Below are 16907 nucleotides of genomic sequence, written 5' to 3' on the forward strand. Positions count from 1 at the left end.
CGCTTAGTTGGGGACGGTTCTCATGCTTCCTGAGCATGAGAGCCGTTTTTTTCTAAAAGATTGTTGCTTTTTCTTAAAAAAACACCTTGTGCATGTTGATTGGAGAGCAAGGTACGAAACCTCCAGCAGGCTCAACGGGACAAGTGAAACCATTCAATTTCGCAAGGCCACAAGCGGATTTACCTCATGCACTGCAGAAAGAAAGCATCCTTGGACCGAATTCAACGACTTTAAAGAAAACTTGGCGAGACCAAGCCTTTTGTTGGTCGAGCCTTAGTTGCCCTTATACTGAAGAAAGTATTTTATACTTTCTTTAAGTGCAAGAGCAACAAGGTTTGCAAAAACAGCCTTTTGTAAAGGGCTTGCTTATTTATTGTAGAAGAGTAGGTAGACTGGTTATTCAGGAGGGGAAGCAAGTGCTGAAAAATGATAATCTTATTGAAAACACATTAAGACGAATTAATGATATTGAAGATTTTTCCGGAGTCGTCCATATGGAAAAGGATAAAGAGACTCTCCTTCTTACCCATGCAGGGTATGCTAATCGGACAGAAAAAATTGCAAATAAAATAGATACCCGATTCGGAATCGCTTCCGGATGTAAACTTTTCACAGCTGTAGCGATCTGCCAATTAGTAGAAAATGGAATGTTATCTTTTGAGACAAAGATAACGGATTGTCTTGATTTTGATTTCCCGAACTTTGATCCAGATGTAACAGTTCATCATCTTTTGACCCATAGCGCTGGGACTCCAGATTATTTCGACGAGGATGTATTGGATGACTTTGAGGAGCTTTGGATCAAGCAACCTATGTATCTTTTAAAAGAATTGGAAGATTTTCTCCCTATGTTTCAAAAAAAGAATATGAGCTTTAAACCGGGTGAAAGATTTCATTACAATAATGCAGGGTTCATCCTTCTCGGCTTGATTGTGGAGAAGAGGACCGGAGTTAGGTTTACTGATTATATAGAAGAGAACATTTTCAGAAGATGCGAAATGAATGAATCAGGATATTTTTCATTAGACAGACTCCCTGAGAATACTGCCCTGGGATACATTGAAGAAACGGATGGAACATGGAGGACAAATACATACTCCATTCCTATAAAAGGCGGATCCGATGGAGGTGCATACGTCAGTGCATCAGATATGAATAAGTTTTGGGATGGACTATTCAGCTATAAGCTCTTAGATTTAACAACTACAAACAAGTTGTTAAATCCATACATTGAGGTTAAGCCTGATGTCTATTACGGATATGGAATTTGGATTAATAAAAAGGAAAATGATGTTTTCAAATATCATGTGATGGGATATGATCCTGGGGTCAGTTTCCATTCTGCGTTCTATCCAGAGAGCGGAATCAAACTCACTATCCCTTCCAATCAAAATAATGGACCATACAAGATCATGAAACTACTTGAGGATGAAGTACTATCCAAAGGATAAGGCAGGACAAGTGCTCAAAAGAAGTGTTCTAGGACCGTAAACTAAAAACCAAGAGAGCTCGGAACGCAAGCTCTCTTGGTTTTGATATAATCATTTCTTTCCATTCTTTTTCTTCCGTTTTTCAATTTCCTCCGTAATCACAAAAGCAAGGTCTTCGTTACCGAACATCGATAAGACTCCGAGTAATGTCTGATCACCGATTTCCCCGGCTTCTTCTTTTGATACAGTTAGATCGAATGCCTGTTTAAGTGATGGATTGGAGGCTTGTTTTGGATAGGCTCTCTTATAAAGTTCTTCAGGATCAAGATCATTGTTAACACACCATTGCGCAAAAACAAGAATCATCATCTGTTCATCCCGTTGATAATTTTCGATTATCTTTTCTTGCATATCTTTAGAATTCATCTAAAATTCCCCTCTGCGTTACTTTACTATATATGATTCATTATATCGAATACCAGAACAAAGTGAAAAGGGGAAACACTATTGATTAAACAAAAAAACCTTGTTGTCGGTCGCTCTTTTTTAAAGGATTGTCGCTTTTGAGTCATTTTGAAAAACTCAACTTATGCAAGTTGAATAGAGCAAGGTGCGAGACTCCTTGAAAATGAAAATCGTATTTTCTTCGTGCGGTGTAACGCTGCCGAAGCTTTCCTTGTCCTGCGGGATCAGCGTGCCTACTACCTGAATAATCTCCTCGCATGGCATGCAACGAGGAAGCTCGCTTCGATAGGACTTTCTTGTAGACGCAGGAGGACAAATGCTTCCTTGAAAAGGAGACTCCTGAGGTCGCAAGGCAACGAGTGGGCTAACCCCACGCCCCGCAGAAAGCGAGCACACTGGAGCGGAAATCAACGCATTTTAAAGAAAACTTGGTGAGACCAAGCCTTTTGTAGGTCGAGCCTTAGTTGCCCTTATACTGAAGAAAGTATTTATACTTTCTTTAAGTGCAAGAGCAACAAAGTTTTCAAAAACAGCCGAAAATTTCACTTCAACCAAAATAGTCAGATATCAACAGTATTATTTAACAAATCCAAATTAAAAAGCGTATCCTGCAAAAATTCCAGGACACGCTTCATTTAATTAACGGTGATCTAATCCTTATTCAAAAAATCAATGAACTCACGAACGATTTCGATATCTCCTGTGACTAAGAGAGCAGGGAGGAGCATTATGAATCCAAATACTGCAAGGTTTGAAAGTACAATGATCCGGAGTGCTTTTCTGAAAGCTTTCATTGTTTTTCACTTCCTTACTTTTTCTTTAACACGAACATCAATACTCGGATTCGATATAGTTTCTGTCCAGATAGGTTTCGACAAGCTCACTAATTTGATAAGATACTTGAGGTAAATCATAATTTTCGAAAGCATGTTCACAACCATTTTTGTAATTCATGGTTTCATCATAGTGTGCCATATGCCGGCGGATTGCAGCCTCATCATCTTGCCGTTCCTTTTGACGTTTGATGACAGTGTCTCGATCTGCATAAATGAAAATCCGGATGACGTTTTCTCCGTACATATGCTTCAGTTTATCTGCACCTTCAGGGTTCAGTGCTAGATAAACTAATTTATGGTCCTTGAAAGTATTCACAATGTCCTGTTCACGGATACCATAGCGGAAACCATCTATATCGACACATTCCAAAAATTCATTCTGTTGCTGCATCTTTTGAAACGTTTCTTCACTTACAAAATGATAGTCTTTACCTTCTTCTTCATAATGACGAGGCTTCCGAGTCGTGTAAGATAACACCGTTTCCATATCAAAAACTGTAGCAACCATCTTCGCTAGTGTTTTTCGACCTGAACCATCTGGACCCGTGTAAATGAAGATCTTTTCATCATCTTTTACTTGATACATATAAAACCTCCTTTTAAAGTGTTAGAAATTTCAGTTATTTTATTATACCATAAATTAGCAACGTCTGCTGATATCGTGTTTGCTCTAACACCTTGCCGGGTATATTGGGAGTGTACCAAAAATCAGAAGGAGGCTAATGATGTCACACGAAAATCACCAATCTTTGATCAACACCTTACACGAATGCATGGTAGCATGCAACCACTGTTATGATGCATGTTTGAAGGAAGATGACCTAAAAATGATGGTTGATTGTATCCGAATGGATAGAGAATGTGCTGACATGTGTTCTTTTCTGGAACAAGCACTAGGAAGAGGGACTCCATTTACGGCGGAGTTAGCTAAAGCATGTGCTGATATTTGTGAAGCTTGCGGAAACGAATGTAAGAAGCATGATCATGACCACTGCCAAAAATGCGCAGAGGCATGCTTCAAATGTGCAGACGCTTGTAAAAGTCTAATAGCTTGATGAAAACAGGGATTTGGGCACATACACCGTATCCAAGTTGTCTATAATTAAGAGGCTGATCCAATGGATCGGCCTCTTTTAATTGATCAAAGATGAATGAATAATTGAACTGCGAAAAGTAAAAAATGTGAGGGTGAAGTTCCGCATCTAAACATTGGAGAATGATGGAGAAGAGAATATGAAAGAGAATAAGTTAGCTCTGTTGGCTTTAGCTTCGATTCCGCTGTTGATGACCTTAGGCAACTCGATGTTCATCCCCGTACTTCCAATCATCGAAAAGGAAATCAACATTACATCTTTCCAAGCTAGTCTGATCATTACAATTTACTCGGTCATCGCCATTATCTTCATCCCTATTGCCGGTTATCTATCCGATTATTTCGGTCGAAAAAAAGTCATCATTCCCAGCTTGATTCTAGTCGGAGCAGGGGGTGTGATTAGTGGATGGGGAGCGATTTTTTCAAATAGTCCTTATCTTTGGATCATGTTTGGACGGCTCTTGCAGGGAGCAGGTGCGGCTGGTGCATTTCCAGTTGTGTTACCAACAGTAGGTGATCTTTTCAAAGATGAAGATGAAGTTAGTGCAGGACTTGGCCTCATCGAAACATCCAATACATTTGGAAAAGTGCTCAGCCCGATATTAGGAGCTTTACTCGCAATCTGGGCCTGGTATATCCCTTTTTGGTCTGTGCCATTTTTAGCTGTAACCGCGGTCATTTTGATGTTGTTATTTGTAAAACCTCCAAAAGAAACCAATAAACCTGAACCATTTGCTGAATTTTTCAAGGTTTTGAAACAAATTTTCAAAAAGAATGGCAGGTGGTTGTACGGGGTTTTTATGCTTGGTGGTTTGAACATGTTTGTCATCTTTGGTTTTCTCATTTATCTATCATCATCATTAGAGAGCAGATTCGATATTACAGGAGTCATGAAGGGGATTTATTTAGCGGTTCCGCTGCTTGCACTATGTGTGGCTTCTTATATCACTGGAAAAAGGGTAGGTAACGATAAAAGAAGTATGGATCGTTTGATTTTGATCGGGAATTTGATTTCTACTGGTGCATTATGCTCATTATTGTTTATGAATTCATTAGGTTTGATCATTTTGTTTCTTTCTGTTTCCGGTCTTGGTATCGGAATTGGATTACCTTGTTTAGATGCATTGATTACAGAAGGAATCGAGAAAGAAGAGAGGGGAACGATCACGTCATTCTACAGCAGTATGCGATTTATTGGTGTGGCGGCTGGCCCGCCAGTCGTTTCAGTTCTACTAACTTCTTCAGAGAACCATGTCTTTCTGACACTATCTTCAGTCAGTCTGTTGGCTGTCACCATCACTCTTTTCACCTTACAACAAAAACCAGCATTGGGAGAGCAAATGTGAAGGAAACTTGGCTCAATGAAACCCCAGGTGCTGCTGAGTCTTAGTTCACTGTCATTTATAATTTAAACAAGGAGCGACTTGTCATCTATAAGTCAGCTCCTTGTTTATCGCTATCATTTTTGTCCGTTATTTTTCAATAGTACTTTAAGTCCTTCGCCCATATCAGAGGCAAGGATATAATTCCTATCTACAAACACTCCCCAGATATAGGCTTGTTCGGGAACATACTTTCCAATTTCAACCGGTTCTGAAGGATTTGTGATGTCGACAGCTCTTACTCCTCCTGCATAATGCGATAGATATAAAGTGTTTCCTTGTACTTTCGGATCATGGACCGTATTCGCAAAGGTGACACCATCCTCTACATTATCAACTAGATCAGTCTTGAACGTACTTAAAAGTTTGGGTTCTGTTTTATCCTTGATATCGAAAATTCTAGTATAACCATACGATTCTTCATATCCTTCTCTAGAAGGAGCATAAACTTCCCGCGTTTCAATCAAGACATTTCCACCATTTGCAATAGCTGATGAGTGTGCAGATCCTTGAACATCAGGTGCAAAATCGGTACGGCCAAGATATTCTACGTCGTTCGGATTCGAAATATCCAACATGATCGTCCCTAGATCCCAAAATGATAGGAAAGCTGTCTGGCCGTTCTCATCTGTCATAGTACTGTGATTGAATACCGGGCGAGTCTTTCCGTCAGGAGATTCCCAGTGGTAACCATTGAAGTCGTCTGGTACTTCTTCCAACATCCTTGGATCGAATTCATAAAGGGTATTCGGATTTGCCGGGTCTGAAACATCCACTAACGCAAAATCCTTTTGCTCCCCGTGTGTGTAGTAATCCGCATATGGATTCGCTGTCAACACAAGCGGCTTATTTCCTTGGACCGTCAGATACAACTCATGGGTGCCGGGAACCCTTTTATCAAGTTCCCAAAAACCCAAACGTTCAGGTTCATATGGATCTGACACATCATATAGTAGGAATCCACCTTTAGAAAGTGGATTATCACGGTTTAGCTGTTGAATGCTTACCACTGCCAAATCACCCTTGAAGTAAGGAGTGTTTACCGTTTTTACGATAACTTTTTCCTGCCAGGTTCCTGGAATTTCTTCGGCAAATCTGGATACTTCAACTGGGTTCGATGGGTCCTTGAGGTCAAAGACCCGGACCCCGCCATTTCCGCCACCTGATGTATGAGTTCCTAGATAAGCGAAGCCTTTATACGCATACACATCTGCAGTTGAATTCTTTTTCCCGTTGTACTCTTTGAGTGGAACCGCAGCGGCTTCATTCCAATTGGCCAGGTTTTTTGCTCCTTCAACCATAGGAATTTCGTTTAATTCTGCCTCGTGAGATCCTTTTTCAATGGAGATGTCGTCCAGGGTATCGTGTGCTGAAACAGCTGGTGCTAATAATGAAAAACTCATGATCCCGGCTAGTGCCGTATGTAGGACTACTTTCTTATTCAATATAATTCCTCCAATTCAAATGGTTTCCAACAAAATAGCACATGTTTTCTGAAAAATCAGCAATTTTCGTATAAATAAGCTGAAAGGCAGGGGTTAAAAGTTTTATATGAAATATACAATTGCCTATATAACCTGAAAAACTACTCCAAAAATCAAAAGAACAGGGCGTAAAGTCACGGTTATGTATTGGTAACCCGGTTTGAAATGTTCTTCAGAGTGGAATGAATAGGCGAAAGGGGAAGACTATTGACTTCGAGGTGTCTCACTATGAAAAAATTAACGAACCAACTGTTGGAAGAACTCGTAACGGAATGTAGACCATATTCCCGAGATGGTACAGTCGTAAAAGATATACCGGGACAAGGTACGATCGATCAAAATAAATTAGGTGTCTGTATCATCAATATGGACAATGAAGTTTTCTCAGCAGGGGATACAGATATGAAGTTCACACTCCAAAGCGCTTCTAAAATTGTCAGTCTGATGATGGCGCTGGATGACTTCGGAAAAGATGAAGTATTTCAAAATGTCGGGATGGAACCGATGGGTGATTTCTACAATTCAATCAGTCATCTTGAATCACACGATGTAACGAAGCCCTTCAATCCGATGGTGAATGCTGGTGCAATCGCCGTTGCTGCTATGATCAAAGGAAAAGATCTTGAAGATAAATTCGGTCGAGTCCTTAAAAGATTAAGGCAGATTACAAATAATAATTCCATAAAAATGAATCAAGAGGTCTATGAATCTGAAAAATTGAAAGGTGATCGTAATCGTTCACTCGCTTATTTTATGAAAAGTACTGGAGCGATTGCTCATGACATAGATGAAACATTGGATTTATATTTCCGTATCAATTCAATTGACGTCCACACAACCGATCTTGCCAAACTCGGCGCTTTTTTTGCAAATGGCGGCAGGTCACCTAAAACAGAGGAACAGATGATTCCAATGGAACACATCAATACGATTGAGGCGATCATGATGACGTCAGGAATGTATAATGAAGCAGGCAAATATGCAGTTGAGGTCGGATTCCCAATAAAAAGCGGTGTCAGTGGATGTATCATCGGTTCAGTTCCTGGTCGATGCGGAATCGGCATCATTGGTCCGGCCATCAATGAAAAAGGGAACAGTACCGCGGGAGGTGCACTTCTCCAAAGAATTTCCCGTAACTTGGAGCTTAACATTTTTTCAGTGATTCGTAATGGTTGAAAATAATGATCGTAGACCTAAATAAAGAGAATGTCCCTAACCTAATAGGACATTCTCTTTTTGTTGTTTTTGACGGAGTGTGGATAAATTAATAGAAAAAATCCATAGATTGATTCACAGAATTAAAAAATATATCAAGAAGTAGAATTTCCTTTCATTTTGCATAGTTTTCTATCGGATTTTATGCTAATTTAGAATACGGGTTTTTACTATTTAGAAGACTCATCTCATCGAATTTGGGGTATACCATAATACAGGATATTTTAGGCATCGTTTCCTCAATTTATGTTACTCCGAAAAAACTTTGTATCTCATGTACACTTTATTTGTACTAGAGGCATGAAAACGATACACTAATAGCAGCAAATTTCTTTAAAATACCCAACGAGATTACAAAATTCATCATTAGCATTTTGGAGGTATTAACAAATGAGTACTAACCGATCAAATAAGGGACAACCTTGGGAGGGGTTTGATGGACCCAATCTTGGCTATGCGATCGAGCTTTATGATCAATATTTAGACGATCCCGAGTCTGTTGATCCAGAAGTCAAGGAACTTTTCGAGACCTGGGGTGCACCGCCGGCGTCTGCAGAAAGTATAACAGGCTATCCATCTGATCCATCACAATCCATGAGTGATGCCACGACCATGAAGAAAGTGGTCGCTGCTGTCAAGCTTGCGGACAATATACGGACGTATGGGCATTTAGCCGCAAAAATCAATCCACTAGATGAACCACAAACGGATGCATCATTCCTCGACCCAGGTCATTATCAACTCAGTACTGAAGATTTGAAAGCGATTCCTGCAAAAGTCGTTTGGGAAGATGCCCCTGAAAATATACAAGATGGTTTTGAAGCAATCGAAAAGCTTAAGCAAATCTATACAAAATCGATGGCATTTGAATTCAGCCATGTCCATGATGATAAGGAACGGAAATGGCTCGATGAAATGGTGGAGTCTGACGCAATTTACCCATCACTTTCACCTCAAGATCGAATTGAGCTCTTACATCGGTTGACCGAAGTAGAAGGTTTTGAAAAATTTCTACACCGGACGTTCGTCGGTCAAAAACGATTTTCGATTGAGGGTCTTGATACAATGGTGCCGATGTTGGATGAAATCGTTCACGCAGGTGTTCATGATGGAGCACGCAATGTCATGATCGGTATGGCTCACCGTGGACGTTTGAATGTATTGGCACATGTATTAGGTAAGCCGTATGAAAAAATCTTTGCTGAATTCCATCATGCACCGAATAAAGATCTTGTTCCTTCGGAAGGTTCAATGGGAATCAATTACGGATGGACTGGTGACGTGAAATACCACTTAGGTGCAGACCGTGAGATTGAAGAAGAAAATCATGAACCAGCTTGTATCACATTAGCAAACAACCCAAGTCATCTTGAATTTGTGGATCCAGTAGTCGAAGGCTATGCTCGTGCTGCCCAGGAAGATCGGAGTTCAACCGGTTATCCTAAGCAGGATGTTTCTAAATCGTTTTCGATCTTGATTCATGGTGATGCTGCTTTCCCTGGTGAAGGTATCGTTGCTGAAACATTGAATTTAAGTCAGCTTCCGGGATACAAAACGGGCGGGACGGTCCATATCATTGCAAACAATCTTTTAGGATTCACGACGAAAAGCAGTGACTCCCGCTCAACAAAGTATGCTAGTGACCTTGCGAAAGGTTTCGAAATCCCGATCGTCCATGTCAATGCTGATGATCCAGAAGCATGTCTTGCTGCAATCATTTTTGCATACGAATATCGTAAAAAGTTCCAAAAAGACTTCCTTATTGATTTGATCGGTTATCGACGCTTTGGGCACAACGAAATGGACGATCCTTTTGCGACAAACCCGCAACTTTACAATAAAGTGAATGATCACCCTACGGTGCGTCATTTATACGCAGAAGTTTTACAAACTGAAGGGGTCTTGACTGAAGATCAATCCAAACAGATGGAGAAGGAAGTTCAAGACAAACTTGATGATAAGTATGGAAAAGTTTCGAAAAATAAAGATGATGAAATCGAGGAGATCCAAGCTCCGGAACAGATTGTCAACAGGCTGCCTGACATTCAAACTTCGGTACCGTTGAATGAACTTCAAGAAATCAATTCTGATCTTCTGAAGTGGCCAGAAGGATTCACTGTATATCCGAAACTCGAAAAAATCCTGAAACGTCGTGAAAAATCCCTTGCTGAAGAAGGCGGTAAGGTTGATTGGGCATTAGCTGAAACGCTCGCCTTTTCGACGATCCTGAAAGATGGAACACCAATCCGATTGACAGGACAAGATACAGAACGTGGTACCTTTGCTCATCGTCACCTGGTATTGCATGACCCGAAGACCGGTGAGACCTTCTCGCCATTACACATGCTGTCTCAGGCAAAAGCATCTTATGCCATCCATAACAGTCCATTATCTGAAGCGTCAGTAGTTGGATTTGAATATGGTTATAATGTCTTTGCGCCTGAAACGCTTGTGCTATGGGAAGCACAATATGGAGACTTCGCAAATGCCGCTCAAGTCATTTACGATCAGTTCATCTCTGCCGGTCGTGCGAAATGGGGACAAAAATCAGGGCTTGTCCTATTACTGCCACATGGTTATGAAGGACAAGGACCCGAACACTCCAGTGGACGTCTTGAACGGTTCTTACAATTATCTGCAGAAAACAACTGGACAGTGACCAATTTGACGACAGCTGCTCAATACTTCCATATTTTAAGAAGACAAGCAGCGTTGACAACAAAAGATGAAGTAAGGCCGTTGATCATCATGACACCGAAAAGCCTGCTCCGTAACCCGCGTGTGGCTTCAACTCCTGCTGACTTCAGTGAAGGAAATTTCGAAGCAGTATATAATCCATCCAATGTTGGAGCGAAGAAAAAAGATGTCAAACGCTTGATTCTATGCAGTGGAAAAATGGCTATCGACATCGATGCTGCGGTCGAAGCCAATGAGCAAGATTGGGACTGGGTCGACATCCTTCGAATTGAACAGCTTTATCCGTACCCGGAAAAAGAGATGGTAGAATTACTTGATCAATATAAAAATCTAGAAGAGGTCGTTTGGGTCCAGGAAGAACCGAAGAATATGGGGGCATGGTCCTATATCGAACCGAAGATCAGAGCTTCAGTATCTGATGACATGAAAGTGACTTATATAGGACGTCCAGAACGTTCCAGTCCAGCTGCTGGAGAACCTGATGTCCATAAAAGGGAACAGGAACGTATCGTAAATGAAGCGTTGAAATTGAAAAAGACAGACACAGTCACCACTGAAGGAGGAAATGTATCGTGAGCGAAATCAAAGTACCAGAGCTAGCAGAATCCATCACAGAAGGGACAATCTCAGAGTGGTTAGTCGAGGTGGGCGATAAAGTCACAAAAGGCGATTACCTCGTCGAATTGGAAACTGATAAAGTCAATGTCCAGGTCAGTGCTGAAGAAGATGGCGTGATCACTGACTTGTTGAAAGAAGCTGGCGATACAGTAGAAGTTGGCGAAGTGATTGCGAAACTTGGTGAAGGTGATGAAGCACCAAGTGATGAGGAACCCGCCGAGAAAGAAAAAGAAGAGCCTGAAGAGAAACAAGAAGAAGTAGATAAGAAAGAAGAACAACCTGAAAAAGAAGAAAGTCAAACGAAAGAAGAACCAAAAGGAACAGATCGTCCAGTCGCTTCACCTGCTGCTCGTAAGCTTGCTAGAGAGCTCGGAGTTGATTTGAAGGAAGTGAAGTCGACGGATCCGATTGGTCGTGTAAGATCTGAAGATGTGAAAAATCATGCAGAATCTCCTAAGAAAGAAAAAGCTGAACCGAAACAATCTAAGCCTGAAAAACAAAGCAGCCAACCAAAACAGGTGACAGAAGAGAAGTCTGAGAAGCCGGTTGAACGTGTCAAAATGTCCAGAAGACGTCAAACAATCGCGAAAAGACTTGTAGAGGCTCAGCAGACTGCAGCAATGCTGACTACTTATAACGAGGTTGATTTGACAGCAATCAATGATCTTCGTAAGCGTCGTAAGGAACAATTTTTACAGCAAAACGATGTAAAGCTAGGATATATGTCCTTCTTTACAAAAGCAGTTGTTGCAGCATTGAAGAAGTTCCCTAGAATCAACGCAGAGATCCAAGGGGACGAAATGCTTCTCAAGAAGTTCTACGACATCGGTATCGCGGTAGGTGCTGAAGAAGGCCTAGTGGTTCCTGTTGTGAGAGATGCAGATAAATTGAGCTTTGCGCAAATTGAAAAGGAAATCAAGTCATTGTCTAAGAAAGCTCAAGATAAAAAGCTGACGATCGACGAGCTTCAAGGCGGTACATTTACAATTACGAACGGCGGTGTATTCGGATCGCTTATGTCATCTCCAATTTTGAATACTCCACAAGTAGGTATTCTAGGAATGCATAAAATCCAATGGCGTCCTGTCGCAATTGATGAAGAACGTATGGAAAACAGACCGATGATGTATATCGCCCTTTCCTATGATCATAGAATCGTCGATGGCAGTGAAGCAGTCCGCTTCCTTGTAAAAGTAAAAGAACTATTAGAAGATCCAGAATCCTTGTTGTTGGAAGGATGAAATTGTTACAAGACCCAGAAGGCAGTTTGCCCTTTGGGTCTTTTTTTGTGGACTGATATTGTAAAGATTCTAAAAAAGGTTCTATGATAAGACTGTTATCGCAAACATTGTTGCTCTTGCACTTAGAGAAAGTATAAGGGCAACTCTCGACCTACAAAAGGCTTGGTCTCACCAAGTTTTCTTTAAAAGTCGTTGATGTCCACTCCAGGATGCTCGCTTTCCGCAGGGCGTGCAGTAAACCCACTCGTCACCTTGCAACATGGTATGGTCTCACTGTCCCGCTGTTTTTTAAAAATGACTTCCTAGCAATAATCTTTTAGAATAGAGCCTATGAAAAAGAATATAATACAACGCGGTCGTGAATAATGAGGGATGACATAATTACTCTGGAGGTGGCATAATGAACGAAAGAGTACGGGATGCGTTTCTACCGATGACATCCGTTGCTAGTGGAAAGGGACATCTTGTCATACCTGATGTTTACTGTTATACAAATCAAATCGTCAATTTGTGTTTTGTTATGAATGATAGGGATGATTGGGTTTTAGTTGATGCTGGGATGCCAAAATCGAAAACCAAAATCCTGGAAGCTGTTCGGAAACAATTTGGTGAAGACAGACCCCCAAAAGCGATCATCTTAACTCACGGACACTTCGATCATGTTGGAAGTGTTGAAGAATTGGCAGAATACTGGGGAATACCTATTTATGCTCATCCCCTCGAATTCCCTTATTTGACTGGAGAAGAGGATTATCCGAAAGGGGATCCGAAGGTTGACGGAGGGATGGTCAGCGAAATGTCACCACTTTTTCCAAATCACTCGATCAACATTGAGGAACATTTGAAACAACTACCGAATGATGGTTCAGTACCTTTTTTGACAGATTGGAAATGGATTCATACGCCAGGACATACTCCTGGGCATATTTCATTATTCCGTGAATCCGATCGAGCGTTGATTGTTGGTGATGCTTTTGTCACGGTTGATCAGGAGTCCCTTTATAATGTTTATACACAAAAACAAGAAATCAACGGTCCACCTGCGTATTTTACAATGGATTGGGAAAAAGCCAAGGATTCTGTAAAAAACCTAGAAGAACTGAAGCCTTCTATAGCTATTACAGGGCATGGGATCCCGATGTCAGGGAACAAGCTAGAAAATGAACTGAGGTATCTTATCAATCATTTTGACAAAATTGCTTTACCGAAAATCTATCAAAACAAAGCTACTTAAATAAGGATAAAGTGCTGATCATAATGGTCGGCACTTTTTTAGTACCTTTTGAGAAGATTAGAAAAAATGACTTCAGGGAATGGGATGATACATTCTAAAAATTTCAGGCAGAAGGGAAGGAGAGGTTCAAATGCCATTAAAAGCTGTTGTGTTAAATTGTTCCTTAAAATCAAATGAAGAAGTATCCAATACACAGGCTTTGTTAGAAGAAGTCATCCAGATTTTCAATAAAAATGACGTTCATACTGAAATTTTCCGTCTGGCCGATTATGATATTCACTTCGGAATATCGGAAGACATGGGCGATGGTGACGAGTGGCCTTCCATTTTCAAAAAAATCAAAGAAGCAGACATCTTATTAATTGGAACACCGTTATGGTTAGGAGAAAAAAGCAGTATCGCTTCTCTTGCCATCGAAAGATTATATGGTGGGAGCAGCCTTACGAATGAAAAAGGTCAAGGGATTTACTACAACAAAGTAGGCGGAGTGGTGGTCACCGGTAATGAAGATGGGGCAAAGACCGCTTGTCGATCCATCCTTTATGCAATGTCCCATATTGGTTTTACAGTACCACCCAATGTGGAAACCTATTGGGTCGGGGATGCAGGTCCAGGACCATCCTATATCGAGGCTGAAGGCTATAAGAATGAATTTACGCAAAAAAATGCAACGATGATGGCTTATAATTTGATTCACTTTGCAAATATGCTAAATGAAAACCCGATCCCTGCTGAAGGGAATGTGATGGAATAATAAGAACATAGGAAATTATTTACGCAAAAGTAAAGCCAACAGGGAGTTTTGTTAAAATACCTGTTGGCTTTACTTTTTAACTTAATTTGATTTCCAATTCAATTTGAATCTAAGAGGATTTTACCCATTCTGCTGCTTCATTACTTGAAGGTGATGGTGGAAATTGTTCACCTGCTTCAAGTTTCACTTCAGTACTATCCTCATTTGAACTGTTCCCATTGACTAACTTGTCTACCTTGTACGTCCCTGATTCAGGAGCTTTTTCTCCAGTTTTGTAAGTTGTTGCCATCATTAACACCTCCAAATATATTTTAGAAAAGCTTTTGTGCCTTTCTATTAAAATTGTTTACCCAGCTATACATAGAATTTAAACGTCGGACTTCAAAAAACCTCTTCAATTAATACTTTCGTAGAAAATTAATAGAAATGTTTATCTCGAAATCTCACTCAATGCGTTTCCAGCTGCTTGATCTGCTTGTTTAGAAGCAGCTAGGTCTCCAATCGAAACAATCCCTTTGAGTTTACCGCTCTCTACAATCATCAAACGTCTGATCTGGTGATCTTGCATTAGTAAAGATGCATCCTCCACTGGCATATCTGTTTTTCCAGAGATCACTTTTTCTGTCATGATATCCTCTGCACAAACATTATTACCTAAGTCCCTGGCCAGACCTTTGACCACAATATCCCTGTCAGTCACACAACCTATCAAATTCCCATCTTTTTCAACTGGAACCATACCCACATCTTCTTCCGCCATGATACTTGCAACTTGGCGAATGTCATCGGTAGGATTACATGTCTTGACGTCCTTCGTCATGAACTGTTGAAGAACAGCCATTGTTGATTCCTCCTTTTTAAATTGGTATTGGTGACTGTACTATTCGATTATGTAATTCTCTATAACCGATACACAAGGATTTAAACATTTAAGGAAAACCTGGCAAAACCAAGTCCTGGCGCAGGCTGAGCTTTTGTTGTGCTTTTACTGAAGAAAGAATTTTTCATTAAATTTAAAAAATGATCCCAAAGTGAGAGTCACTTCGGGATCATGTTAGTCATTTTAACAAAAAGTATCTTTTGGTTTTGGTACGGACATTCCGAACAGCGGACGGAGGTAGAGGGCTATAAATGTTCCAGCGAGTGCCATCACCATCCAGACCCATCCGTGGAGACTGAACGAAGCGATCCCTCCGAAATAAGCTCCAATGTTGCAACCGAACGCAATTCTGGCACCATATCCCATCATCACGCCTCCAATTATTGCCGCTGCTGCACGTTTCGCTCCGATTTTTTTAAGAGCAAACGCACCACCAGCAGCTGAAGCGAGAAATGCTCCGAGGATGACACCGAAGTTCAAAACACTTGTTGAATCAGCAAGTACGGATTGATTCAATGCAGCACCTTTCTCTCCAGACCAGTATGCCCACTGAGTGACGTCGATTCCAAGTGCCATCGCTGCCTTCGAACCCCATAAAGCAAATGCTGATGTTACGCCCCAAGGGTTACCTCTCACAATCAAAGTAATTGCGTTAAGTACAGCCAATAAAACCGCTGCAACCCATAACGGCCAAGAACCACGAAGGATTCGTGCAAAGCCTTTTCCACTAGGTAATGGTTTCATAGAAGGAGGACGTCGTTTTTTACCGATGATGATCGTAGCTCCAAAAATGGCAGCAAAAATAAGAAGTTGAACGACCCATGCTCCGGTATAACCAAGACCTGTGCTAGTTGCTAGAGAAATGGCTTCGAAAGAAGGCGTCTGATTCACCCAAAAATCCCAGTGCCAAGCACCAAGGACAGAACCAACGATAAACGCAATCAAAGTAATGAACATCGCAGAGCGTCCACCACCTACTGCATACAACGTACCAGACGCACAACCGCCTCCTAGCTGCATGCCAATACCAAAGATGAATGCACCAACTACGACACTCGTACCTACAGGAGACACATAGCCTGCAGGTGTATTACCGAACATGCCAACTCCCATACTTAAAATCGGGGCAAACAACGTGCATGCGACAGCCATCATGATCATATGAGCACGTAATGCTTCTCCATTTCCGACCGCAAGCAGACGCCTGAACGCTGAAGTAAAGCCGAAACGTGCATGGAATAATGTATAACCCAATAAAAGTCCAATCCACATCGTCATGCTTTGCTGAAGCCCTGCAGAAGAAAAGATTGCAATACTTAGGGCTAATGCCGTGATAAGACCACCTGTAATAAGTAGAGCTTGGGGAGAAGGGAGACCAGTAGAATCAAATGGCTCTCTATTATCATTTATGGCTGGTTGTTGCATCGCCATAATATTACCTCCATTTCATATAAGTTTTGTCGGATTTAAATACAATATATTATAATACGACGAACAGGTGATTGTAAACCTATAAACAACACAAATGAAAGGACGGAGCCCAAACAGTTAATAGAATTCCATCAACTAAATAGAAGT

Annotated in this window: 15 protein-coding genes; 8 read left to right on the forward strand and 7 right to left on the reverse strand. The window is 41.0% G+C overall.

The features are described 5' to 3' along the window. The first annotated feature begins 416 nt into the window (after positions 1-416). Entirely contained in the window at positions 417-1451 is a 1035-nt protein-coding gene (locus tag N8M93_RS00260) for a serine hydrolase (RefSeq protein WP_261128921.1), read from the forward strand. A 90-nt stretch (positions 1452-1541) separates the two neighbouring features. On the opposite strand, the gene N8M93_RS00265 is transcribed toward N8M93_RS00260, so the two are convergent. From N8M93_RS00265 to N8M93_RS00275, 3 genes are all read right to left on the reverse strand, one after another. Next, on the reverse strand, positions 1542-1856 hold the full coding sequence (locus N8M93_RS00265; RefSeq protein WP_261128922.1) for a hypothetical protein: 315 nt from the start codon (positions 1854-1856) through the stop codon (positions 1542-1544). 689 nt (positions 1857-2545) lie between these two features. Next, complete coding sequence (locus N8M93_RS00270; RefSeq protein ID WP_261128924.1) at positions 2546-2689, reverse strand: hypothetical protein; 144 nt, start codon at positions 2687-2689, stop codon at positions 2546-2548. 37 nt (positions 2690-2726) lie between these two features. Next, entirely contained in the window at positions 2727-3317 is a 591-nt protein-coding gene (locus N8M93_RS00275; RefSeq protein ID WP_261128926.1) for a guanylate kinase, read from the reverse strand. A 139-nt stretch (positions 3318-3456) separates the two neighbouring features. On the opposite strand from N8M93_RS00275, the gene N8M93_RS00280 reads away from it, so the two are divergent. Beyond that, on the forward strand, positions 3457-3786 hold the full coding sequence (locus tag N8M93_RS00280) for a four-helix bundle copper-binding protein (RefSeq protein ID WP_261128927.1): 330 nt from the start codon (positions 3457-3459) through the stop codon (positions 3784-3786). A gap of 178 nt (positions 3787-3964) precedes the next feature. Further along, positions 3965-5170, forward strand: coding sequence for an MFS transporter (locus N8M93_RS00285; protein WP_261128928.1), 1206 nt, complete (start codon positions 3965-3967; stop codon positions 5168-5170). A 113-nt stretch (positions 5171-5283) separates the two neighbouring features. Here N8M93_RS00285 and N8M93_RS00290 read toward each other — a convergent pair whose 3' ends face one another. Beyond that, positions 5284-6651 (reverse strand): LVIVD repeat-containing protein, encoded by a 1368-nt coding sequence (locus N8M93_RS00290; RefSeq protein WP_261128929.1) that lies wholly within the window; start codon positions 6649-6651, stop codon positions 5284-5286. A gap of 267 nt (positions 6652-6918) precedes the next feature. Here N8M93_RS00290 and glsA point away from each other — a divergent pair, with 267 nt between their 5' ends. The 5 genes from glsA to N8M93_RS00315 all read left to right on the forward strand — a co-directional run bounded on the left by glsA (position 6919) and on the right by N8M93_RS00315 (position 14449). Then, a complete protein-coding gene (glsA, locus tag N8M93_RS00295; RefSeq protein WP_261128930.1) occupies positions 6919-7866 on the forward strand; it encodes a glutaminase A in 948 nt (315 codons plus the stop codon). 429 nt (positions 7867-8295) lie between these two features. Next, positions 8296-11178: a 2-oxoglutarate dehydrogenase E1 component gene (locus N8M93_RS00300; protein WP_261128931.1), complete on the forward strand. Its 2883-nt coding sequence runs from the start codon at positions 8296-8298 to the stop codon at positions 11176-11178. Then, positions 11175-12461, forward strand: coding sequence for a 2-oxoglutarate dehydrogenase complex dihydrolipoyllysine-residue succinyltransferase (gene odhB / locus N8M93_RS00305; RefSeq protein WP_261128939.1), 1287 nt, complete (start codon positions 11175-11177; stop codon positions 12459-12461). The genes N8M93_RS00300 and odhB overlap by 4 nt, the downstream gene beginning before the upstream one ends. 400 nt (positions 12462-12861) lie before the next feature. Further along, the gene (locus N8M93_RS00310; protein WP_261128940.1) at positions 12862-13695 is read left to right on the forward strand and encodes an MBL fold metallo-hydrolase; all 834 of its coding nucleotides are present in this window, start codon (positions 12862-12864) and stop codon (positions 13693-13695) included. Between the two features lie 130 nt (positions 13696-13825). Then, entirely contained in the window at positions 13826-14449 is a 624-nt protein-coding gene (locus N8M93_RS00315; RefSeq protein ID WP_261128941.1) for a flavodoxin family protein, read from the forward strand. A gap of 109 nt (positions 14450-14558) precedes the next feature. Here N8M93_RS00315 and N8M93_RS00320 read toward each other — a convergent pair whose 3' ends face one another. The 3 genes from N8M93_RS00320 to N8M93_RS00330 form a co-directional block, all read right to left on the reverse strand. Next, the gene (locus N8M93_RS00320) at positions 14559-14738 is read right to left on the reverse strand and encodes a YjzC family protein (RefSeq protein ID WP_314728242.1); all 180 of its coding nucleotides are present in this window, start codon (positions 14736-14738) and stop codon (positions 14559-14561) included. A 141-nt stretch (positions 14739-14879) separates the two neighbouring features. After that, positions 14880-15290: a CBS domain-containing protein gene (locus N8M93_RS00325; RefSeq protein WP_261128945.1), complete on the reverse strand. Its 411-nt coding sequence runs from the start codon at positions 15288-15290 to the stop codon at positions 14880-14882. 222 nt (positions 15291-15512) lie between these two features. Then, complete coding sequence (locus tag N8M93_RS00330; RefSeq protein ID WP_261128946.1) at positions 15513-16760, reverse strand: YeeE/YedE family protein; 1248 nt, start codon at positions 16758-16760, stop codon at positions 15513-15515. Between the last annotated feature and the right edge of the window lie 147 nt (positions 16761-16907).

This window comes from Bacillus sp. Marseille-Q3570 (assembly GCF_946151055.1).
GTDB lineage: Bacteria > Bacillota > Bacilli > Bacillales > Fictibacillaceae > Pseudalkalibacillus.